The sequence below is a fragment of the Microbulbifer sp. MLAF003 genome (assembly GCF_030012965.1).
Taxonomy (GTDB): domain Bacteria; phylum Pseudomonadota; class Gammaproteobacteria; order Pseudomonadales; family Cellvibrionaceae; genus Microbulbifer; species Microbulbifer variabilis.
In genome coordinates this window covers 2,618,433-2,638,661 of record NZ_CP120232.1, presented here as the reverse complement: position 1 = coordinate 2,638,661, position 20,229 = coordinate 2,618,433, and the positions used below count along the sequence as shown (strand labels likewise).

Genomic DNA, 20,229 nt, shown 5'->3' with positions numbered 1-20,229 from the left:
GAAGATGATTGAAAGCATCCTGCGCTTCTCAATTGAGCGGCGCTACTTCATTCTATCCCTGATTTTTGTGTTGGTGGGGCTAGGGATTTGGAGTTACCAGAAGTTACCGATTGATGCGGTCCCCGACATTACCAATGTTCAGGTTCAGATTAATACCGAGGCTCCTGGTTACTCGCCATTGGAGGCAGAACAACGGATTACTTATCCTGTGGAGGCGGCACTCGCCGGCCTTCCCAACCTGGAATACACCCGTTCGATTTCCCGCTACGGACTTTCCCAGGTCACTGTAGTTTTTAGAGAGGGCACAGATCTCTATTTTGCGCGTAATTTAATTAACAGTCGCCTTGGTGCGATTAAAAGCAAATTACCACCTGAGCTGGAACCAGAGATGGGGCCCATTGCCACCGGGCTTGGTGAGATTTTTATGTACACCGTGGAGGCAATGCCCGGTGCCACCCAGCCAAATGGGCAGCCCTACGACGCCACAGCATTACGGGAAATCCAGGACTGGATTATTAAACCACAACTGTCTTTGGTGCCCGGTGTTACTGAAGTGAATACCATTGGCGGCTATAACAAGCAGTATCATGTCACTCCAGATCCTCGGCAGATGCTCAATTTCGGCGTATCCATGGAGGATATTGCTGAGGCCCTACGTCGCAATAACGAAAGTCGCGGTGCCGGCTACCTGGAGACTAACGGTCGCCAACTGCTGGTGCGCTCACCGGGGCAGCTGCAGAATATTGCCGAAATTGAAGGTGTGGTGATTACCAGCCGCGCTGGGGTGCCGGTCAAAATTTCGGATGTGGCCGAAGTAGCTATCGGTAAAGAACTGCGTACCGGTGCCGCCACTCGCGATGGCGAAGAAACCGTACTGGGCACCGCGATGATGCTGGTGGGGGAAAACTCCCGCGAAGTGGCCCTTAATGTTGCGGATGCTTTGGAGCGTGTAAAATCTACGGTGCCAGAAGGTATCAAGGTGGAGGCGGTTTACGATCGTACAACACTGGTAGATAAAGCCATCGCTACAGTGCAGAAAAACCTTATCGAAGGGGCTCTGCTGGTTATCGTCGTGCTGTTTCTTTTGCTGGGGAATATTCGAGCGGCCTTTATTACTGCAGCAGTGATTCCGCTTTCCATGCTTGCCACCATTTTCGGCATGGTGCAAACCGGTGTTTCTGCCAACCTGATGAGTCTCGGCGCACTCGATTTCGGCCTGATTGTCGATGGGGCCGTGATTATCGTGGAGAATGCCATTCGCAGGCTTGCGGAAGCTCAGAATCGCAAAGGTGGCAAGCTGCCCTTGCAGGAACGGCTGGAGCTGGTATTTCAAGCCACTAATGAAGTGATTCGCCCCAGCTTATTTGGTGTGCTGATTATCACTGTAGTGTATATACCGCTGTTCACACTGACCGGCGTGGAAGGCAAGATGTTCCACCCCATGGCTGCCACTGTGGTGATGGCCTTGCTGGCCGCATTGGTGCTTTCACTGACTGTTGTGCCCGCAGCGGTTGCTGTTTTCCTTACCGGCAAAATCAGTGAGAAAGAAAACAAGGTAATCGTTGCTACCAAGTCTCTGTATAAGCCACTGCTAATCGCTTCGATGAAAGTGCGCTGGCTGGTGCTTTCCGGTGCTCTTGCGCTGGTACTTTTTTGTAGCTGGCTCGCCACTACCTTGGGCTCGGAATTTATTCCTCAGTTGAATGAGGGAGACATCGCACTGCACGCTTTGCGGGTTCCTGGCACCGGTTTGGAGCAATCGATCGAGATGCAGCGCTTGCTGGAACAGCGGATTAAGGAGTTTCCCCAGGTAGATAAAGTATTTGCAAAAATTGGTACCCCGGAAGTGGCGACGGATCCAATGCCGCCTAATGTAGCCGATAATTTTGTAATCCTGAAATCCAGGGATCAATGGCCCAACCCGAAACTGTCCCAGGAACTATTGGTGGCGGAAATTGAGGAAGCTGTACGTGAGTTGCCGGGTAACAACTACGAGTTTACCCAGCCAATCCAGATGCGCTTTAATGAGCTGATCTCCGGTGTGCGTGCAGACTTAGGTATTAAAGTGTTCGGTGATGATTTGGATCAGCTGGTGACCTCCGCCAATGAAATCCTCGGCGTACTGAATGGGATAGAGGGTGTTGCCGATGCGCGAGTAGAGCAGGTGGAGGGGCTGCCAGTTCTCTCCATATTGCCGAAGCGTATTGCGCTAGCGCGCTACGGCATAGACCTACAAACCTTGCAGGATCTGGTTTCCACCGCTATTGGGGGTGAAGAGGCCGGATTGATTTACGAAGGCGACCGCCGTTTCCAATTGGTTGTACGCTTACCGGAAGAGCTACGCAGGGACTACAAGAATCTCGGTGATTTGCCTGTACCTTTACCTGCAGGCAGCCCATTGGGTAGTTACGTCCCCTTGTCTGAAGTCGCCAGTCTGGAAATGACTCCAGCCCCAAACCAGATCAGTCGTGAAAACGGCAAACGCCGTATAGTAGTAACAGCAAACGTACGTGACCGTGATCTGGGGTCTTTCGTCGAAGAGGCGAGGGCAGGTATTGAGCAGCAGGCCTCCCTGCCTGCGGGCTACTGGTTAGTATATGGAGGCACTTTCGAACAACTGGAGTCCGCGAGCACCCGTCTTTCTATCGTGGTCCCGTTAACACTCTTGGTAATCCTCGGTTTACTGGTAATGGCCTTCGGCTCGTTTAAGGATGCTTTGATTATCTTTACCGGAGTCCCTTTGGCATTGACTGGAGGTGTTTTGGCTCTATGGCTGCGGGATATGCCGTTGTCAATATCTGCCGGAGTCGGTTTTATCGCACTTTCCGGTGTGGCAGTCTTGAATGGCTTGGTAATGCTCTCCTTTATACGGCAACTGCGCCAGCAAGGAGGAGAGCTGCTTACCTCCATCATTGATGGCGCTATGATCAGACTACGCCCTGTTTTGATGACTGCACTGGTTGCTAGTCTTGGCTTTGTGCCTATGGCACTGAACGTGGGCACCGGGGCTGAAGTCCAAAGACCGCTAGCTACTGTGGTGATTGGGGGAATTATCTCTTCGACACTGCTAACTCTATTTGTATTGCCGTTACTTTATCGGATTGTGCATGGGAGAGAAGAGGTCATTAAAGAAAGTATAAAGTTGACTTAATTTTTCGTGTATCTGCCTACTTCACCCAATAAGTGGGAGGTAGGCAGAGCATTCTTGGAAGAATCTATTTTTCCTCCAAGGTTCTTCTCATGTGCCATTCTGATTAATACTTAGACTGGTATTGATATAGACTAGGAAATTGTGACCGGGATATACACTCTTAAACTGCATATAATCATTGATCATATTCTTCACAGATGTATTTATTAGAGTGTTAAAAATAAATTTGGGTATTTAACCCTATGTCTGATTGCTAAAATTCAGATATCATGTCTAATAAATACCATTAATAATTTTAAAAGTGGTTTAAATGTGAGGTGGTATATTAGACAGCTTTCTGTTGGTACTTATTGTTAGATGTAAAATGGCTTTCTGAGTGGTTTAATTTCTGGATCTCAGTGTCAAATATATTTTGGTGTGCTAAAAGTAGGCTTGTATCTTCTTTACTATGCCCCTCTAATCGATATTCTACTTCTTGTCATTGCGGTCGTTGATGTTAGAACTGCTGTAGCACCAACTTTCTTCTATAGTCTTACTGTAGCTTCTATTGGAGTTTTAGTTGTTTTGGTCATGATCTGATTCGCTGGGTGGATACTTAATTCGCTTATTATTTTACAGGTAGATTTAAGCCGGCCAATCCTGGCTTAATTTGAGATGTGGACTTATTGTGTTCTTAAAAGCGGTATTGGCCTGTGTTATTTCTCTGGTACGCGCTATTTGGGTGGTAGAGGATATGAAAAAAGCCTTGCCACTTTCTGTGGGAATATACTGTAAAAATATTGGCATCCTTTTGATCCTGGCTGGAGTTTATTAGTTTGTCAAAAGGGAAAGAAAATCCTGTCATTAGGATCGTTAGCCTATTTCCTAGTATTAAAATCAAAATAGTACCAGCCGCTCAAAGATGAAAAGGCACCACTTATAAAGCGGTGCCTTTTGCTTGTCTAAGGCGAAGCCATGCTTAACTTAGTAAGCTATACCTATTGTGCTTCATGCATAGTTTCAGTAACTTCAACTCGACTTTCAACAGCCAAGCCAGACTGTTTTATCGCATTGAAAGCTTCTACTAAGTCATTGCCTTCTTTAACTTTCAAGATGGCAATATCAGTACCGGGAAATACTGACAATACTTCCATGCCAGAAATTGACGCTACTTCTGATGCTTCAACATTCTTGCCTAATAATATTGTTATATTTCCGGTTAAAGTTGTCAGTTTGTTTGTGATTGTGTTTCGTACAATTGTACCTTTGCCAACAACATCTGATGCAGAATTATTGCCGATATTGACTATCGCCATTTCGCCTTTTGTCACAACAATAGATTCTGGTGCAGCAATGGATGCTGGGACAGTTTTCAAGGATCTTTCAACCTTAAAGATACCAAAATCAGCAGAATTCGTTCTTGCCGCAGCTATGGTGTTTAGCTTCTTAATCTCTATATCTTTCTTTTCCACAGCATCAATAGCGTTTGCCTGTGTAATACCTGATAAACACATTGCAGCAGTTAAGATCGTTAATTTATTTAGCTTCATTGTATTTCCCTTCTTATTGAACAGCACGACCAAACGCTCTAAGTGATACGCCTTCTAGAACACTCTCTACTGGGTTGTTCATCAGGCCTGTTGCATCCCAATAGTTATCTGGGTCTGTGAATACGATATTAGTCTCACCTGTATCTAATGCTTTGATAGTCCAAGTTCCTTTAGCATTTTCACCATAAAATGCATTAGAAAGGAATACGGCACCATTTAAAATATAACCCATGCTATACCCATCAGCAAAGCTATAAGAAGCATCTAATAATGCCTGCTTGGAAGAAAGTAGAACACTTCTTGTACCTGAGGGAGATACCACCTCCAGCGCCAAGTCATTACCAGCGGAGGTTAATAGACTATCATTTAAAATAGAACCCATGTGATCATTACGAATATCAAATTCGAACTGCATAGCTTCAATAATAATATCTTCTGTTACTTCGATTTGTTGGCTCACACCAGCCGCACTGTTATCTGGAATAACCGCCTCCATGGCTTCTTCATCAGCTGTTGAACCCAAACCTTGCCATTGGGTGATAATTTGTTCACCGAGACTCTCTGAGTAATCTAGAGCCATAGCAACAGCTGCACCTGCATCAACCCGACCAAAGCCATATAAGTTATTAAATTGATAACCAGCTGAGTTTTCAATCCAACCATCATGAGCAACAAAAGTACCCTCACCAATGGTGAGTTCAACCTTTTCATTTTCAGCATCAATCACAGTGCTAGTTGAAGCTAAGATGTGACGAACATCACGCCAGGTCAATTCTGGGTTTGCTGATAAGATTAGAGAGACAACACCTGATGCATTTGGCGCAGCGGAAGATGTACCATTAAAAGTTGAAGTATAGTTACAGCTCGCATTCTCAGGATGGCCTGGGTAATTAAATGGGAACTGGCTGGCTGCGAAGTCTTCGCCATAGGCCCCGCCCCAAGCACTTATTGTGCCGCCATTAAAGCCAGAGTAACCATTAATACAGGTCATCTGGTCAGTTGTTACCATCGCGGGAGCATAACGACCATACTCGCCCGCAGGGGCTGATACCATCATACTTGCACCAGCGGTTGAGTAACTTGTATGTTTACCGTTTGCGTTCACCGCTGCAACATTTAAGTAATATGGGTGACCATGGCTAGGCTGAAATGCCGAGTTATAGCACGTTAGGCCTAAATCATTTGCTCCGTTATCGGCACATAAAGAGCCTTCACCATTGCCGTCTTCAAAAGAATTACCGCTAGATTTCATGTTCAAAGCACCCTTACCGCCTCGAAGCATAAGATTAGGATAAGACTCAACAGCTTCATCTAGTGCAGAGTACGCAATAAATCCAGGATAGGTAATACCATAGCTACGGTTAAATGCCGAAATTTCTTCATCTGAAGAAATGCCACTTCCTGGGAATCCATGAACCAATAGATCTGTTTGCTCTATTTTTCCACTGCCTAAAAAGTTCATACCGATTAGCCCTGTGTCTGGAGAAACACCTCGGCTACCGATATTGTTCCAGCCTTTAGCCGCAATTAAGCCAGCTACACTGGTACCGTGATCACCACTATTAGAAAGACTTGTTGGATCTGTTCTGTCAGTTGCTGACTCATCCAAGTTGAGAGAGCGATTTATTAATACGTTATCTATTAAGTCTTCGTGGCGAATTTCTAAGCCTGAATCTACAACAACAGCAGTTACATTTGCACCGGTTACACCTTGAGCATAAGCCGCTACAACATTCATGTCTTCGCCAGCTACAAGCTCCTCGACTTCATTTTCCTCAAAGATGGAATTAATTTCCTCGGTTGTATAAATTCCGATATCGACAAGGCCTTGCTTCATTTCATCACTAAGAGCGTAAGCTTTTTGACCTGTGTTGCGTAAATGCCATTGTTGATAGGCTAAGGGATCATTTTCTACGTTCAGGATATCAACTTTTGCAGATGCTGAGGCACCGTTTGCGGTCACGGTATAAGTAATTGAAGCGTCCTGCCCCGAGATTGAAGTATATTCAAATAGATTGCCATCTAATGTTAACTGGCCATGGCTGAATGTATAAGTGCCATCAAGCGGACTAATAGTTTCATCATTTTCTGAGAAACTAAATGTTAAAGCATCGCCATTTTGATCAGTGCCCAATAGTTTTCCTGATACAGGAATCCATTGCTTTGCCCCATCTACAGTTACATCACTAGCAGTTGGCGGAATGTCAGTAGGAGTGGGAGCAGGAGCGGGAGAAGACGAGTTACTACTGCTATCACAGCCTGATAATGTCATTAAAAGAGCTGCTTGAATCACAGAAAGTCGAAACATTTTTTTATTCATTTAAATTCCCCATTATCCCCATTATAAGTATTTATCGGGTATTGGCATTATAAACCACCTCATTAGTCTTTAGCCAACTAAACTTGGTCAGCAAAATATTGCAACCTGACTTTAAGTGATGTTGTGACATTGAATTATCATATGGATTAAATAATGAACAACTTAAAAGAGGTGTTCGGCATTGAATTATGCTTGGAATTTCCATAGATGATAGTGGACTGGGGTTGTATGATAGGGGGCGTTTGTGAAGCATTGATAGTTATAAAATCTATAATGGGATTGTGGGCTAGACAGCTATGTGAAAAGGTAAGACTTTAGAGGGAATTTTTATTACCATGAATATGAAGAAATACTCACTAAAGCAATAACAAGGTTAGTAATGATGCTGTCAGAATATAGGACATGATTAGACGTCCTTACTATCAGACTGCTCGGTGAATGAAACTACTTGATAATCCAGTTATCAAAAAATATGGATGCGAGTAGCGTCCCAATTAGGTTTCATGAATGTTGGGATATATAGTTTTATGTAGATTGAAAGAGTTTAACTTAGATTTGATAAGTGTGAATTGTTCTGAACCGTTATCAAGTCTGGCTTATTTAGGTGTGCTCGCTTGGACTTGCTTCTACTTCAATAGGGTAGGTGAGGTCATCATTGGGCTACAAGTATGAGGTTTCCAAAAGTCAGAGGGCTTTTTTCTTGAGGTTTCAGTTAGCTAAATTTGGATAATAAATTGGTTGTCGTATTTAAAAGTGATTAAATTGAGTTAAGTAGGATTCTATTAGGTGGCCCAAGGCAAGGTAATCTGGAAAAGTTATGGAGATCAAGTTCTCATTTAAATCCATATGAGCCCTTGAATTTCTAGTGTTGATTGGGTGAAGTTGGGTTGGGCATTTAGCTTGAGGTATACAATCTTATCTATATATAGACGCACGGAGGATATCGCCGATGGCTTCTTAAACGTTTTCGATCGTGAAGTGCTCCTAATGTTAAGCTCCTCACTTCGAAGTTCATAAGTTCAAGCCTTTAGTGCTGTTTGAAATTAATAGTAAGTTTCTATCTAGGGCAAGGGTTATGGATGATGAAAGAAAAATTTATAGCAGAGTTTTATACTGCTTGATAGCGAGTTACTTATTTGTAGAAACTTTAACATTACCCTTAACGTATAAGCTCTACATGTAAGGTAATCTCAAAAATTCATCCTGTGTTAGCTGCCGTTTAAAGGGGCGCTCAGGATTTATTCGTTAGGTTAACGCTATGAAACCTACCACAATAGAAGAATTTAATGCGTCTCAGAATGATTGTGAAAGCCCTATTTGTGAAAAGCTGATGCATGAAATCAACCGAGGGCTACCTATGGCAGAAAGTAAAATCTGGCACGGACACCCCGTGTGGTTCTTGGATGGGAATCCAATAGTGGGTTATAACAAGCTGAAGGGTTCTATTAGGCTGATGTTTTGGAGCGGGGCTGACTTTGAGGAGCCGGATCTTAAGCCGGGGACAGGTAAGTTTAAGGATGCTTCTGTTTGTTATACAGGGGTTGAGCAATTAAATATAAAAGACCTGAAGCGTTGGCTGAAAAAATCTACAGAGATTCAGTGGGATTATAAGAATATCTACAAGAGAAAGGGTAAGTTGGTGCGACTTATCTAATAGGTCTTTTAAAGAAACGGCATGGTGCGCAGCTAGTATCCAAATGAGGTTGAAAATAAAGGTAGGTGGTAGTTGACGTCCTCATTATTTCCTCTCCAGATAAATCTGGAAGACACAAGGCTTGCATATTCTCGTTTTTGGGTGTTGTTGGCTCTTTCTGTGAGCTAATTGCCTAGTGAGATTGCCACTGTCTTTGGCACTTGAGTCGCTACAAACTTTGGGATAATTGCCCACCAATTTTTATTGATGATGATTGTAGTGTCAGAGTACAGTCTTTTACGGTTTTCTAATCTTGTCACAATGATTCAGCTGTAAGAAGCCGCTCTAATTTGTACGATTTCTCGAAATTTGGATTATTGTTCTAGGAAGAATATTCAGCGTTTTCAGGTGGATAATAGTGACTTCATCAGATAAAGCTTCCTCAAAAGAGAGCCTCAAACTAAAAATTAAGTCGAAAAAAGAATGCGACTCTTGCGCCGAACCAGTGGTCCATAAATATGGAAACAATAAAATTTGTGTCACTGATAAGGTTGGGTTTCCTACTTTAGGTAATAAGTCTCCATTAGATCTGGTGTTGCATAGTGGTGAGGGTTTTATACCGTTGTGGGAGAAGGGTACGACTTTAAGGTGGAAGTTTGATGATGAGTCTTTAAGGTATTTTAAAAATCCAGATGAGATAAAGGACTATATTCGAATTCTTTTGGGCGAGGCACTACTTCAGTGGGGAGATGCTTCCCCGGTGAGGTTCAATGAGAATCCAAATGTTTGGGATTTTAAAATTAGGGTAGAGCCTGTAGAAAACTGTAGTGTTATCGGTTGTACTCTAGCTCGTGCTTTTTTCCAAATCCTGGGCGGAATGAGCTAGTGCTTTTCCCCACAATGTTTGATCAAAGTCGGAAGGAGCAGGTTGACACTATGATTCATGAGTTGGGTCATATATTTGGGCTTAGACACTTCTTTGCCGATGTGAAAGAGAAGACCTGGCCAAGTGTAATTTATGGTGAACATAAGCCCTTCTCAATCATGAATTATGGGGAGCAAAGTGAACTTACAGAAGCTGATAAGAATGATTTGAAAAGCCTGTATTGCTTAGCATGGGCAGGGCAGCTTACAGAAATTGATGGTGCACGAATCAAATTTGTTATGCCATACCATGAGGCTATCCTTCTTGAGCCAATTAATTATGAAAGCTCACCAGTGTAAACGAGGGGTCTAAGCATAAATAGCTTTAATATATTAAAAGCTTTTTAAATTGCTGATATCAAATAATATTGAATAGTAAGTTTGTAGCCCGTTAAAATTGATTGATATAAGTCCAAAATTTTCATCTGTATGCCCTGTCAGGAATCTTACCCTTGATGAGCCCGCGCCGTAGTTTCCAGCAGATAGTAGAGTCAGGCCCCTTTTTTGCATTAGTTGACATTCCAGTGCCTTTCCACTAGTTTCGCGACCACGATAAGAGGTGCCTTCTGCCCTGTGCTGGCTGAGAAGGTTAAACGGGAAGTCCGGAATTCCGGCGCTGCCCCCGCAACGGTGATCCACCAGTATTTTGAGTGGTAAGCCCGATACCGGCCTCTACTCGAAACACGATGGAGCGGAGGGCTACCATCTCGCAATACGATCTTTCACGCTTCGTCGGCGTGCCGCATTGCTATTCCTCCCTCGATCCCATGAGCTTTTGTCCTTAGGGGTTGAAACTTGAAAAAATCTTTATTGAGCTTGACTGTGCTGTCAGCTGTGAGTGTGCCAGTACTTGGCGAATCTACCGATAGTGCATCTTCTATTCCCGACCTGGAAACTTTAGTTGTTGTGAGCTCCCGCCAAGATGAGCCTTTGCGCAGGATCGCCACTTCGGTAACCGTATTGGATGAAGAGCAACTCAAAGCACGAGGTTTGGCTTCCCTGGCCGATGTGCTGCGAAGCGTACCTTCGGTTTCTGTCAACAACAGCGGTGGTATTGGTAAGACAACCTCGCTACAGGTGCGGGGGGAATCTGGCTTTAGAACGCTGGTCCAAATAGATGGCATCGATATTTCTGATCCAACCGGTCTCCAGTCGGGTGCTCATATTGAGCATATTATGAGCAGTAATTTGCAGCGAGTAGAATTGCTACGCGGTCCGCAAGGCATGCTCTATGGGGCTGATGCTGGTGGTGTACTGGATATCTCGACCCGTCGAGAGGATGAAGGGCAGCGCTTTGAATTATCCGCTGAGGGTGGTAGCTACGATACTGAGCGCTACAATGCCAGTGCCAGTGGAGCCAATGAAACACTGGATTACTTCCTTTCAGCTGCGGCGTTGGAAACCGATGGTTTCAATACCAGCAGCGATGACACTGAATTGAGGGATGACGACGGTTATGATAACGAGACTTTACATGGTCGAGTAGGCTGGAATATCTCTGAGCTGTGGCGAGTGGAAGCTGTAGCGCGGGATACCGATGCCTCAGGTGAATATGATCGTTGCGGCTGGCCCTCTCAGGACGATTGTAACTTTGATTTCAGCCAGGAAAGTGCTCGTGTCAGCTTGGCTCACAATGGCGAAGATGGTCAACAAGAGTTGGCCTATTCACATTCTGATTTGAAGCGCATCTACATTGGAGGGGGAACTTCCTATGAGTATGAAGGTGATATTGAAAAATTGAACCTCACTGGTTCTCATGGGTTTAGTCGCGAACATGGGATGGTCTACGGGGTGGAGCACCGTGAAGATACTTCGGGAGACTTGGACCGGGATCAGTGGGCGGTTTATTCTGAATACCGGGGAAGCTATGCCGATCAAGCCTATGTCACCCTTGGTCTTCGCCATGACAACAACTCAGATTTTGGCCGCTTTAACAGTTTCCGCGTCAGCTCAGCGTACCTGTTTGAGGATGTTGCCAACGGTACTGTAAAGATAAAAAGCAGTTACGGTACCGGCTTCCGCGCTCCCAGTCTGTATGAAGTTAATCACAACGCTACCGCAACTGATCGGTTGACTTCTGAGCCACTAGAACTGCCAATACTATCGCCGGAAGAAAGTCGAGGCTTGGACCTTGGTGTTGAGTACTTTGGTGAAAATTCCCTCTATCTGGAATTCGTACTGTTTAAGCAGGTCATTGATAAGGAAATTGGCTGGAATAACGATGCGTATGGTTACCTGCAAAGCAAGGGAACAAGCAAATCCCGTGGAGTTGAATTGATAGCCGAAACTCAGGTCACTGATACTCTGCTGCTGTCAGCCAACTACACCTATACCGATGCCGAACAGGCTGATGATTCTCCACGCCCGCGAATCCCGAAGCATTTGGCTAACCTGGGCTTTACCTATAAACCGACCGGCGCTCTTAGTCTTCTGGTGAATCTACGCTCTAGTGCTGGAGCGGAAGATACAGATGGCTCCTCCATAGATGATTACCAAGTATTGGATGCTAGCGTACGTTACCAGTTGAATAACGCTACCACCGTTTACGTTCGTGGAGAAAACCTCGTGGATGAAGACTATGAGGAAGTGCCTGGGTATAACACCGCGGGTGCTGCTGCTTATGCCGGTGTGGAATTCAGCTTCTAAAGCACTCTCTATAATAGATTCTTGAACTGAGGTGACCATGTCGGAAGACCAGCAGAAAAAAATGCCAAACACAAACAGGCAATGCAAAAACATAAGGCGAAGGTTGATGCAAATATAGCAGCGGCCGATATCCAGCGTGGAGTTGCTGTATTGCTAACTGGTAATGGCAAGGGAAAATCCAGCTCTGCTTTCGGCATGGTTATACGTGCGCTAGGTTATGGCCAGAAGGTGGGGGTAGTGCAATTTATCAAAGGCGCACAGCAATCTGGAGAGGAACTCTTTCTCAAATACCATTGCCCTGAAGTAAACCTCTACCAAATGGGTACAGGCTTTACCTGGAATACACAGGATCGTAGCAGTGATATAGCAGCTGCAGAACGAACCTGGGAGGAAGCCGGGAAAATGCTCACCGATGCCAGCTATGATCTAGTGGTATTGGACGAGTTAACTTATATGCTCGCGTATAAATACCTGGATGAATTACAGATATTGAAAGCTTTGGCGGAACGCCCTCCAGAGCAGAGTGTGGTAGTGACCGGCCGCGGCGGTGGTAGTGCTCTGCAAGAGCTGATGGACACTGTGTCTGAAGTAAAAGATATAAAGCATGCCTTTAAAGCTGGGATCAAGGCCAGAAAAGGGGTCGACTACTAAGTTGTATTCGTTATGTCCGTATTGATGATCCAGGGCACCACCTCGGATGCTGGCAAAAGTACTCTAGTTGCGGCGCTTGCCCGCTATTTTGCCCGGCAGGGACTTTGTGTTGTTCCATTCAAACCACAAAATATGGCGCTCAATAGTGCAGTCACTACGGACGGTGGCGAAATAGGGCGGGCGCAGGCGCTACAGGCCCAAGCTTGCGGAATAGAACCGCATAGCGATATGAACCCTGTGCTGCTTAAACCTGCTTCAGACACTGGGGCTCAGGTGATTATCCAGGGCAGGGCGCTGGGAAATATGCAGGCCCTGAATTACCACCATTACAAATCCACTGCACAAAATGCCGTGCTGGATTCCTTTAAACGCCTTAATGATCAATATGAGCTGGTGCTTGTTGAAGGCGCGGGAAGTCCGGCGGAAATCAATTTGCGGGAAAATGATATTGCCAATATGGGTTTTGCTGAAGCGGTGGATTGCCCTGTGGTGTTAATTGCTGATATTGATCGCGGCGGTGTTTTCGCCCACTTGGTAGGCACCCTCGAATTACTGTCCCCAACTGAACGCGACCGCGTAGTTGGATTTGTGATCAACCGCTTTCGTGGCGACTTGCAGCTGCTAGAGCCGGGGCTCGAATGGTTGGAAAACTACACCGGTAAACCCGTTCTCGGGGTATTGCCATATCTCCACGACCTGTACCTGGATGCGGAAGATGCGATTAGCACCCAGCAGGCTGGTGCTGATGCTCGGCTAAAGGTAGTGGTACCGGTGCTGCCCCGAATTAGTAACCATACAGATTTTGACGCACTGAGGTTGAACCCGGATATTGACCTGCAATTTGTTAGCGTGCGTGAATCAATCCCCCTTGCGATTGGGTTATCCTTCCAGGAAGTAAAAATGTGCGGGCTGATTTGGCCTATTTAAAAGAAAATGACTGGCCTGCACAACTGGATCGGCACTTGCGTTATGGTGGAAAACTCATAGGTATTTGTGGCGGCCTGCAAATGCTGGGAAAAGAGGTGCAGGACCCAGATGGGGTAGAAGATGTCCCCGGCAGTGAGCTAGGCCTTGGTTATCTGGATTATATAACCAGGCTGCAGCCATATAAGGCATTAATAAATGTTACCGGGTTTCTATCTCTGGGAAATCAGGATAATGACCAGGGGGATATCGCCCTTCAAGGCTACGAAATACACTGCGGGATTACAGAAGGGCCAGCTTTGCAGATCCCCGCGGTATTTCTTCATGACGAAGCTGGAAACCTTAGGCCAGATGGGGCTATCAGTGCCGACGGGCAGGTGCTTGCTACTTATGTGCATGGGCTTTTCGATTCTCCGCAAGCCCAAAATGCGCTGTTTTCCTGGGGCGGCCTAACAGGGGCTACACCGCTGAACCTGAATGTCCATCGCGAGAAGCAGTTGGATAGGCTGGCTGATTCTATTGCCGAACATATGCAGAACTCTTGGCTTAGGCAATTCGGACGAGACCAAGGTGGGGCAACATTGGAAGAGGTAAGCCAATGACAATCGCCCGTGTCAAAGCTTTGAATCTTGCCTGGTGGGTATTGCCCGCAGGGCTCACAATGAGTTTTGTTGTCGCAGTGGCCGTCGGTGCTGTATATCTTTCGCCCTCTCAAGTTGTCTCTGCTCTCAGTGGGCAAGGGGAGGGAGGTCTGGCAAAAGATATCGTTCAGGCAATTCGCTTGCCACGGGCTTTATTGGCGGCAGGAGTAGGGGCAGTACTCGCCATCTGTGGTGCGATGTTACAGGGCTTATTTCGCAATCCACTGGCTGACCCGTCATTAATTGGGGTTACTGCGGGTGCTTCCCTTGGTGCCTGTCTGGCTATTTTACTTGGAGCAGAAGTAGCCGGTGGCTTTGGAAGTTTGCCGGTGGTATCAATTTCGGCATTTTTCAGTGGCTTGCTAGCAGTGACATTGGTTTATCGGGTGGCAAAAAGTATCAATGGAACCTCGGTGGCCACCATGCTGCTGATGGGTATCGCTGTGACTGCTCTATCAGCAAGTTTAATCGGGCTGATGGAATACTTTGCAGATAATGACACGTTGCGTCGTATGAGCCTCTGGCTAATGGGTGGGCTGGATGCGGCCAGCTATCCCCGTGCTTTTCTGATTTTGGCAGTATTGTGTGGGTTGCTTGCCAGCCTGCCCGGTTTTGGTTCTTCACTGAATGTTCTTTTGCTGGGGGAATCCCAGGCACGGCATCTCGGTGTCGATGTGGAGCGGGTAAAAACCAGCTTGATCGTGCTTGTCGCTGCAGGGGTGGGAACTTCAGTTGCCGTGGCCGGAAGTATTGCTTTTGTGGGTTTGGTGGTGCCGCATATAGTGCGGTTGTGGGTGGGGCCGGATCATCGCCAGCTGTTACCCCTATCGGCGCTGGCTGGTGCCAGCCTGTTATTGGTTTCTGATACCCTCGCACGCACAATTATTGCGCCCGTCGAGATACCGGTAGGGTTGATTACCGCCCTGATTGGGGTGCCATTTTTTATTTCCTTGTTACGCAAAAACAGGGGGTCCCTCTAATGGCTCTGTTACAGGCTGAGGGAGTCACGGTAAGTGTGGACAATCGACCGCTGCTTACCGATGTATGTCTTGACGTTGATGTCGGGGAGCTGGTTTGCGTGATTGGTCCCAACGGTGCCGGTAAGTCGACACTATTGCGCGCACTTTGCGGTGAATCTGCGATGGAGACTGGAAGAGTTCACTTTAAAGGTGAGTCGCTTGCTAGTTTGCCCGCTCGCAAGCGAGCCAGGCAGTTGGCAGTTCTGCCACAAAGCAATCCGCTTTCATTTGCCTTTACGGGCCTTGAACTGGTTGCCCTCAGCCGCACGCCACACTCCACAGGCACTGAGCGAGATAGAATTATTTGTTTGGAAGCTATGGCGGCACTGGACGTTTGCCATTTATCTGGGCGTCTCTATCCCACATTGTCGGGCGGTGAGCAGCAGCGCTTGCAACTGGCACGGGTAATGGCACAAATCTGGCGTGCTGAAGATGGAGGAGATCGTTTGCTTCTGCTGGATGAGCCGGCTACCAGCCTCGATATCGCTCATCAGTACGAAATGATGAGAGCGGTGCGCGACTTTGCGCGAAGTGGTGTGGCTGTTGTGATGACGGTGCATGATCTCGCTCACGCCAGTGGTTACAGTGACCGGATCCTCGCCCTTAAGCATGGACGTAGCATGGCCTATGGTTGCCCAGAAGCGGTACTGACCGCAGAAAATATGCAGCAACTCTATGGTTACAGCGTCACAGTGGTACCACACCCGGTAACTGGTAAATCCCTGGTGGTTGCCGATGTATAACAACAGTAATCTGCACCTGATTCTCGGTGGTGCGCGCAGCGGCAAGAGCCGACTGGCACAGCAGAGTGCCGAACAGTGGCTGCAAAGTAACAATGCCGGTGGACTTAGTTACCTGGCAACTGCTACAGCGGGGGACGAGGAAATGTCTTCTCGTATCGCTCGTCATCAAGGAGACAGGGGGCAACACTGGCAAACTATTGAAGAGCCTATCGCGTTGGCTGAGGCTTTAGATGCATCCCCTAAATCTCACTGTGTTTTGGTGGATTGCCTGACGTTGTGGCTCAGCAACTGCATTCATGAAGGCGTCTGGGCGCGTGAACGCGAAGCATTGATGCAGCGTGTTGATCAAAGGCGCAATAATTCAGAAAACAATGCCGCCCCCTGGATATTCGTCAGTAATGAAGTTGGCTCCGGGATAGTGCCTCTTGGGCAATTATCACGGGAATTTGTGGATGCTGCAGGCTGGTTGCACCAGGCGTTGGCGGAGCGGGCTGACAGCGTAACCCTGGCTATTGCCGGTTTACCTCTGACGGTAAAATAGATTGAGCACGAGAGGCGAAAGGTTATGTCTGATGAACTGAGCTGGCTCTATAATCCGGCACCTGCACCAGATCAATCGGCTCGAAATGCAGCTATTGCCCGGCAGAAACAATTGATAAAGCCAGAGGGCGCACTCGGCCGGTTGGAAACTATTGCTGTGGATTTTGCCGGGTTCCAGGGTAAAGGGCAGCCTCAACTTGAACGCCTATCTGTGCGTGTTTTTGGAGCTGATCACGGTATTGCAGCCCAGGGCACTTCGCAATTTCCCCAGGCCGTTACCTCAGTAATGCTTAATATTTTCTGTGAGGGTGGGGCGGCCATCAATGTATTGAGTCGAGAGCAGAATGCAGACTTTGCTGCTATTAATTTGGGTTGTGTGGTGCCCACTGAGCACCCTGAATTGATTGATGAGGTCATTGCGCCTTCTACAGCGGATTTTTCCCAAGGTAAACCCGCGATGACTTATGGGCAGCTCATAAGTGCGTTTAATGTGGGACGAAGGCACTCTACCGATAGTGATTGTTTTATCGGCGGGGATATGGGGATCGGTAATACCACCTCGGCAGCTGCAATTTTTGCTGCTTTGTTTGATTTGAAAGTTCCAGAAATCACAGGGAGAGGTACAGGTATCGGTGATGATGTACTCGCCCGAAAAATTGCACTGATTGAATCTGCTTTGGAGCAGCACAGCGCTGCTCTGGATTCCCCCGTGAGTATTCTGCAAATTCTCGGTGGTTTCGAAATTGCGGCCCTGGCCGGGGCATTTATCGCCTGCGCCCAGCGGGGAACCCCGGTTCTGGTTGACGGGTTTATGGCCACGGCTGCAGCTGCTGTTGCTGGAGCTATCAATCCCTCTGTAAAACCCTGGTTCTTATTTGCGCACCTGTCGGATGAACTTGGGCACAAACTGGCCCTAGAGTGTATGGGGGTTAGTCCTATGCTCAACTTCAATATGCGGTTGGGGGAGGGTACTGGTGCTGTTCTGGCTATAAGTATTATCAGGCAGGCGCTTAACCTGCATAACAAGATGTTCACATTTAGCGAAGCAGGTGTACCGATTGAGGATTGACCTGTTACGACATGGCGCATGTGCTGGCGGTAGTATATTTCGTGGTCAGATTGATGTCTCTTTAACTGAAGAAGGTTGGGAGCAAATGTGGCAAGGACTCAGGGATCTTACCGGCCCATGGGATAGAATTATCACTTCCCCACTGGGTCGTTGCCAAGCATTTGCTGCCCAGCTGGGCCACAAAAGAAAGTTGCCAGTAGATATTGTTCCCGGTATCCGCGAAATTAGTTTCGGTGAATGGGAAGGGCAAGCGATCGACAAAATCTGGACCGAGCACAAAACCTTGTGTAATGCATGGAGCCGCGAGCCAGAAAAGCACTGTCCCCCAGGCGGTGAGCCTTTCACATCTTTCCGGTCCCGGGTGCTACAGACTATTAGCGAGCTGTCTGTGCGCTACTCGGGAGAATCTCTGTTATTGGTAACCCATGGTGGCGTGATCAAGTTACTGCTGACCATTGCCAATGGTTGGGGGCCCAGTCAGATGATGTCGTTACAGGTAGGCTATGGATTTGCCGCGTCAATGGAATACGATTGCAATAGCGGCACTTTCGGGATTCCCTATCCGGGGCAGGATACCTATGTTTATTGTCCGTAAATTTTCAAGTCTTATCCAGGCATTCCTATATGCACTGGTCTTTCTTACCCGGCTGCCAGTCGCGGGGTTGTTGTACCGGGTCGATAAAGAAACAGTAGAGCGGTCAATATACTTCTATCCGTTTGTTGGAGTTGTTATTGGGCTTCTATTATCCGCCGCAGCATACCTGCTGGCCCTACTGGGAATTCAGCTACAGGCGGCAATATTGCTGGGGTTTTGGGTCATTTTAACTGGTGCCTTACATCTTGATGGTCTTGCCGATTGTACTGATGCCTACTTTGCCGGTCACAAATGTGCCGATCCTGAAGAGAGGCGCAATCGAATCCTCACTGTAATGCATGATCCACATTGTGGCTCAGTTGCGGTTGTTGCACTTGTTGTATTTCTACTGACTAAATTCGCAGCGATCGCAACTCTACTTGCAGCAGAACTGGATGCGATAGAAAACTGGATATACCTGCCGCTGGTGCTGTCGCCGATGTTGGCCAGGGCGGCAGCGTTATCTCTAATGAGTATTTCAGACTACGCCCGTGTGGAGGGTTTTGTTCCACCCTCTGGCTCAAAGAGAAGGTGGGAACTATTACCTGTGGTAGTTATCGTTATGGCCATCGCCTTCGCAGCAGCTCCTATAGCCATCGTAGTTGGAATGGCTATTGCTTTACCTGTGCTGATTCTTTGTTGGCGCCACTTATGGGAGAAAACTATCGGTGGCTATACCGGTGATTGTCTGGGTGGCCTGGTCGAAATTATCGAACTTACAGTACTAATTCTGTGGGTAGCTCTTGCCAGTGTTTGAAATTTGAGTGTTACAAAACAATAAATTTAGAGTTAGACGAGTTAAATGATGTCTCGGAGTATTTTCACAATCTTCATTACTACCCTGAGCCTTTTTTGGACAGGCTCTTGTTGGGCCGATAAACCAGTACGTGTACAGGATGCACGGGGGCACTGGATCGAATTGGCAGCGCCGGCAGAGCGTATTGTTGCCCTGGCTCCACATATTGTAGAAAATTTCTACAGCGCAGGTGCGGGAGAGAAGCTGGTTGCTGCTGTTAGCTACAGCGATTATCCCGAGCAGGCAAAGAAGTTACCAAAGATTGGCAATTACAAAGCACTAAGCTATGAATCTTTGCTGGCTCTGAAACCGGATCTGATTGTCGCCTGGGGGTCGGGAAATGGCGATGAAATGATCCAAAAGCTGGATGATCTCGGGTTTACGGTATTCGTCACTGAGTCCCGAACTCTGGAAGATATTGCAAAGAATGTAAGATTTTTTGGCGAACTTGCCGGCACAAGCGAGAATGCGGACCGCACTGCAAGCGAGTGGCTTAAGAGACTAAATGAACTCCAGCATAGCAACAAGAAAAAAACACCGGTAAGTGTATTCTACCAGGTATGGAATGATCCCCTCCAAACACTCAATGGCGAGCATTTGATCAGCGATGTGATCCAAACTTGTGGTGGCCGCAATGCATTTGCTGATGCGATGGTTTTGGCGCCCAAGATCAGTATCGAATCTGTTCTTAACCGGAATCCTGAAGTGATTATTTCCAGCGGCATGGGAAAAAGCCGGCCAGATTGGCTGGATGCCTGGAAAGCCTATCCGACACTCAATGCGGTGAAAAATGATAGTCTCTATTTTGTACCCCCAGATATTATCCAGAGACATACCTTTAGAGTGCTGGATGGGATGGAAATGGTTTGTGATCACCTGGACAATGCGCGAATAAAAGTTGGCGCAGGCTCCATATAGCTAAGAATGATCTGTATTCCTGAGCAAAAATAGTTTCTACTGTCCGCTAGATATGATTTTTATATCAAAGCAGTGACGAGGCTAGGTATTT

Annotated in this window: 15 protein-coding genes, 1 pseudogene and 1 riboswitch; of the genes and pseudogenes, 14 read left to right on the top strand and 2 right to left on the bottom strand. The window is 46.9% G+C overall.

Annotated elements, in window-relative coordinates; genetic code table 11:
• Positions 1 to 4: 4 nt before the first annotated feature.
• The gene (locus P3339_RS12585; protein ID WP_282950701.1) at positions 5 to 3,151 is read left to right on the top strand and encodes an efflux RND transporter permease subunit; all 3,147 of its coding nucleotides are present in this window, start codon (positions 5 to 7) and stop codon (positions 3,149 to 3,151) included.
• A gap of 977 nt (positions 3,152 to 4,128) precedes the next feature.
• On the opposite strand, the gene P3339_RS12580 is transcribed toward P3339_RS12585, so the two are convergent.
• Positions 4,129 to 4,680, bottom strand: a complete 552-nt coding sequence (locus tag P3339_RS12580) for a serine protease external chaperone (protein ID WP_282950700.1) — start codon at positions 4,678 to 4,680, stop codon at positions 4,129 to 4,131.
• 13 nt (positions 4,681 to 4,693) lie between these two features.
• Positions 4,694 to 7,000, bottom strand: coding sequence for a S8 family serine peptidase (locus P3339_RS12575; RefSeq protein ID WP_282950699.1), 2,307 nt, complete (start codon positions 6,998 to 7,000; stop codon positions 4,694 to 4,696).
• 1,258 nt (positions 7,001 to 8,258) lie between these two features.
• On the opposite strand from P3339_RS12575, the gene P3339_RS12570 reads away from it, so the two are divergent.
• The 13 genes and pseudogenes from P3339_RS12570 to P3339_RS12510 all read left to right on the top strand — a co-directional run bounded on the left by P3339_RS12570 (position 8,259) and on the right by P3339_RS12510 (position 20,138).
• Positions 8,259 to 8,654: a DUF1801 domain-containing protein gene (locus P3339_RS12570; protein WP_020415293.1), complete on the top strand. Its 396-nt coding sequence runs from the start codon at positions 8,259 to 8,261 to the stop codon at positions 8,652 to 8,654.
• A 397-nt stretch (positions 8,655 to 9,051) separates the two neighbouring features.
• A complete protein-coding gene (locus tag P3339_RS12565; RefSeq protein WP_282950698.1) occupies positions 9,052 to 9,519 on the top strand; it encodes a hypothetical protein in 468 nt (155 codons plus the stop codon).
• Positions 9,520 to 9,569: 50 nt separating this feature from the next.
• Positions 9,570 to 9,857: a zinc metalloprotease gene (locus tag P3339_RS12560; RefSeq protein WP_282950697.1), complete on the top strand. Its 288-nt coding sequence runs from the start codon at positions 9,570 to 9,572 to the stop codon at positions 9,855 to 9,857.
• A gap of 240 nt (positions 9,858 to 10,097) precedes the next feature.
• Positions 10,098 to 10,245: riboswitch (cobalamin riboswitch) on the top strand.
• A 107-nt stretch (positions 10,246 to 10,352) separates the two neighbouring features.
• On the top strand, positions 10,353 to 12,203 hold the full coding sequence (locus P3339_RS12555; RefSeq protein WP_282950696.1) for a TonB-dependent receptor plug domain-containing protein: 1,851 nt from the start codon (positions 10,353 to 10,355) through the stop codon (positions 12,201 to 12,203).
• 81 nt (positions 12,204 to 12,284) lie between these two features.
• Complete coding sequence (gene cobO / locus P3339_RS12550; RefSeq protein WP_282950695.1) at positions 12,285 to 12,854, top strand: cob(I)yrinic acid a,c-diamide adenosyltransferase; 570 nt, start codon at positions 12,285 to 12,287, stop codon at positions 12,852 to 12,854.
• A gap of 12 nt (positions 12,855 to 12,866) precedes the next feature.
• Positions 12,867 to 14,380: pseudogene (locus P3339_RS12545) on the top strand (cobyric acid synthase).
• Positions 14,377 to 15,399, top strand: coding sequence for a FecCD family ABC transporter permease (locus tag P3339_RS12540; protein ID WP_020415298.1), 1,023 nt, complete (start codon positions 14,377 to 14,379; stop codon positions 15,397 to 15,399). Before P3339_RS12545 ends, P3339_RS12540 begins: the two are co-directional and overlap by 4 nt.
• On the top strand, positions 15,399 to 16,181 hold the full coding sequence (locus tag P3339_RS12535) for a heme ABC transporter ATP-binding protein (RefSeq protein ID WP_282950694.1): 783 nt from the start codon (positions 15,399 to 15,401) through the stop codon (positions 16,179 to 16,181). The genes P3339_RS12540 and P3339_RS12535 overlap by 1 nt, the downstream gene beginning before the upstream one ends.
• Positions 16,174 to 16,722 (top strand): bifunctional adenosylcobinamide kinase/adenosylcobinamide-phosphate guanylyltransferase, encoded by a 549-nt coding sequence (gene cobU, locus P3339_RS12530; protein WP_282950693.1) that lies wholly within the window; start codon positions 16,174 to 16,176, stop codon positions 16,720 to 16,722. Before P3339_RS12535 ends, cobU begins: the two co-directional genes overlap by 8 nt.
• Positions 16,723 to 16,746: 24 nt before the next feature.
• Positions 16,747 to 17,790 (top strand): nicotinate-nucleotide--dimethylbenzimidazole phosphoribosyltransferase, encoded by a 1,044-nt coding sequence (cobT, locus tag P3339_RS12525; protein WP_282950692.1) that lies wholly within the window; start codon positions 16,747 to 16,749, stop codon positions 17,788 to 17,790.
• Positions 17,780 to 18,385 (top strand): histidine phosphatase family protein, encoded by a 606-nt coding sequence (locus P3339_RS12520; RefSeq protein ID WP_282950691.1) that lies wholly within the window; start codon positions 17,780 to 17,782, stop codon positions 18,383 to 18,385. The genes cobT and P3339_RS12520 overlap by 11 nt, the downstream gene beginning before the upstream one ends.
• Positions 18,369 to 19,181: an adenosylcobinamide-GDP ribazoletransferase gene (gene cobS / locus P3339_RS12515; RefSeq protein ID WP_282950690.1), complete on the top strand. Its 813-nt coding sequence runs from the start codon at positions 18,369 to 18,371 to the stop codon at positions 19,179 to 19,181. The genes P3339_RS12520 and cobS overlap by 17 nt, the downstream gene beginning before the upstream one ends.
• Positions 19,182 to 19,226: 45 nt before the next feature.
• A complete protein-coding gene (locus P3339_RS12510) occupies positions 19,227 to 20,138 on the top strand; it encodes a cobalamin-binding protein (RefSeq protein ID WP_282950689.1) in 912 nt (303 codons plus the stop codon).
• Positions 20,139 to 20,229: the final 91 nt, after the last annotated feature.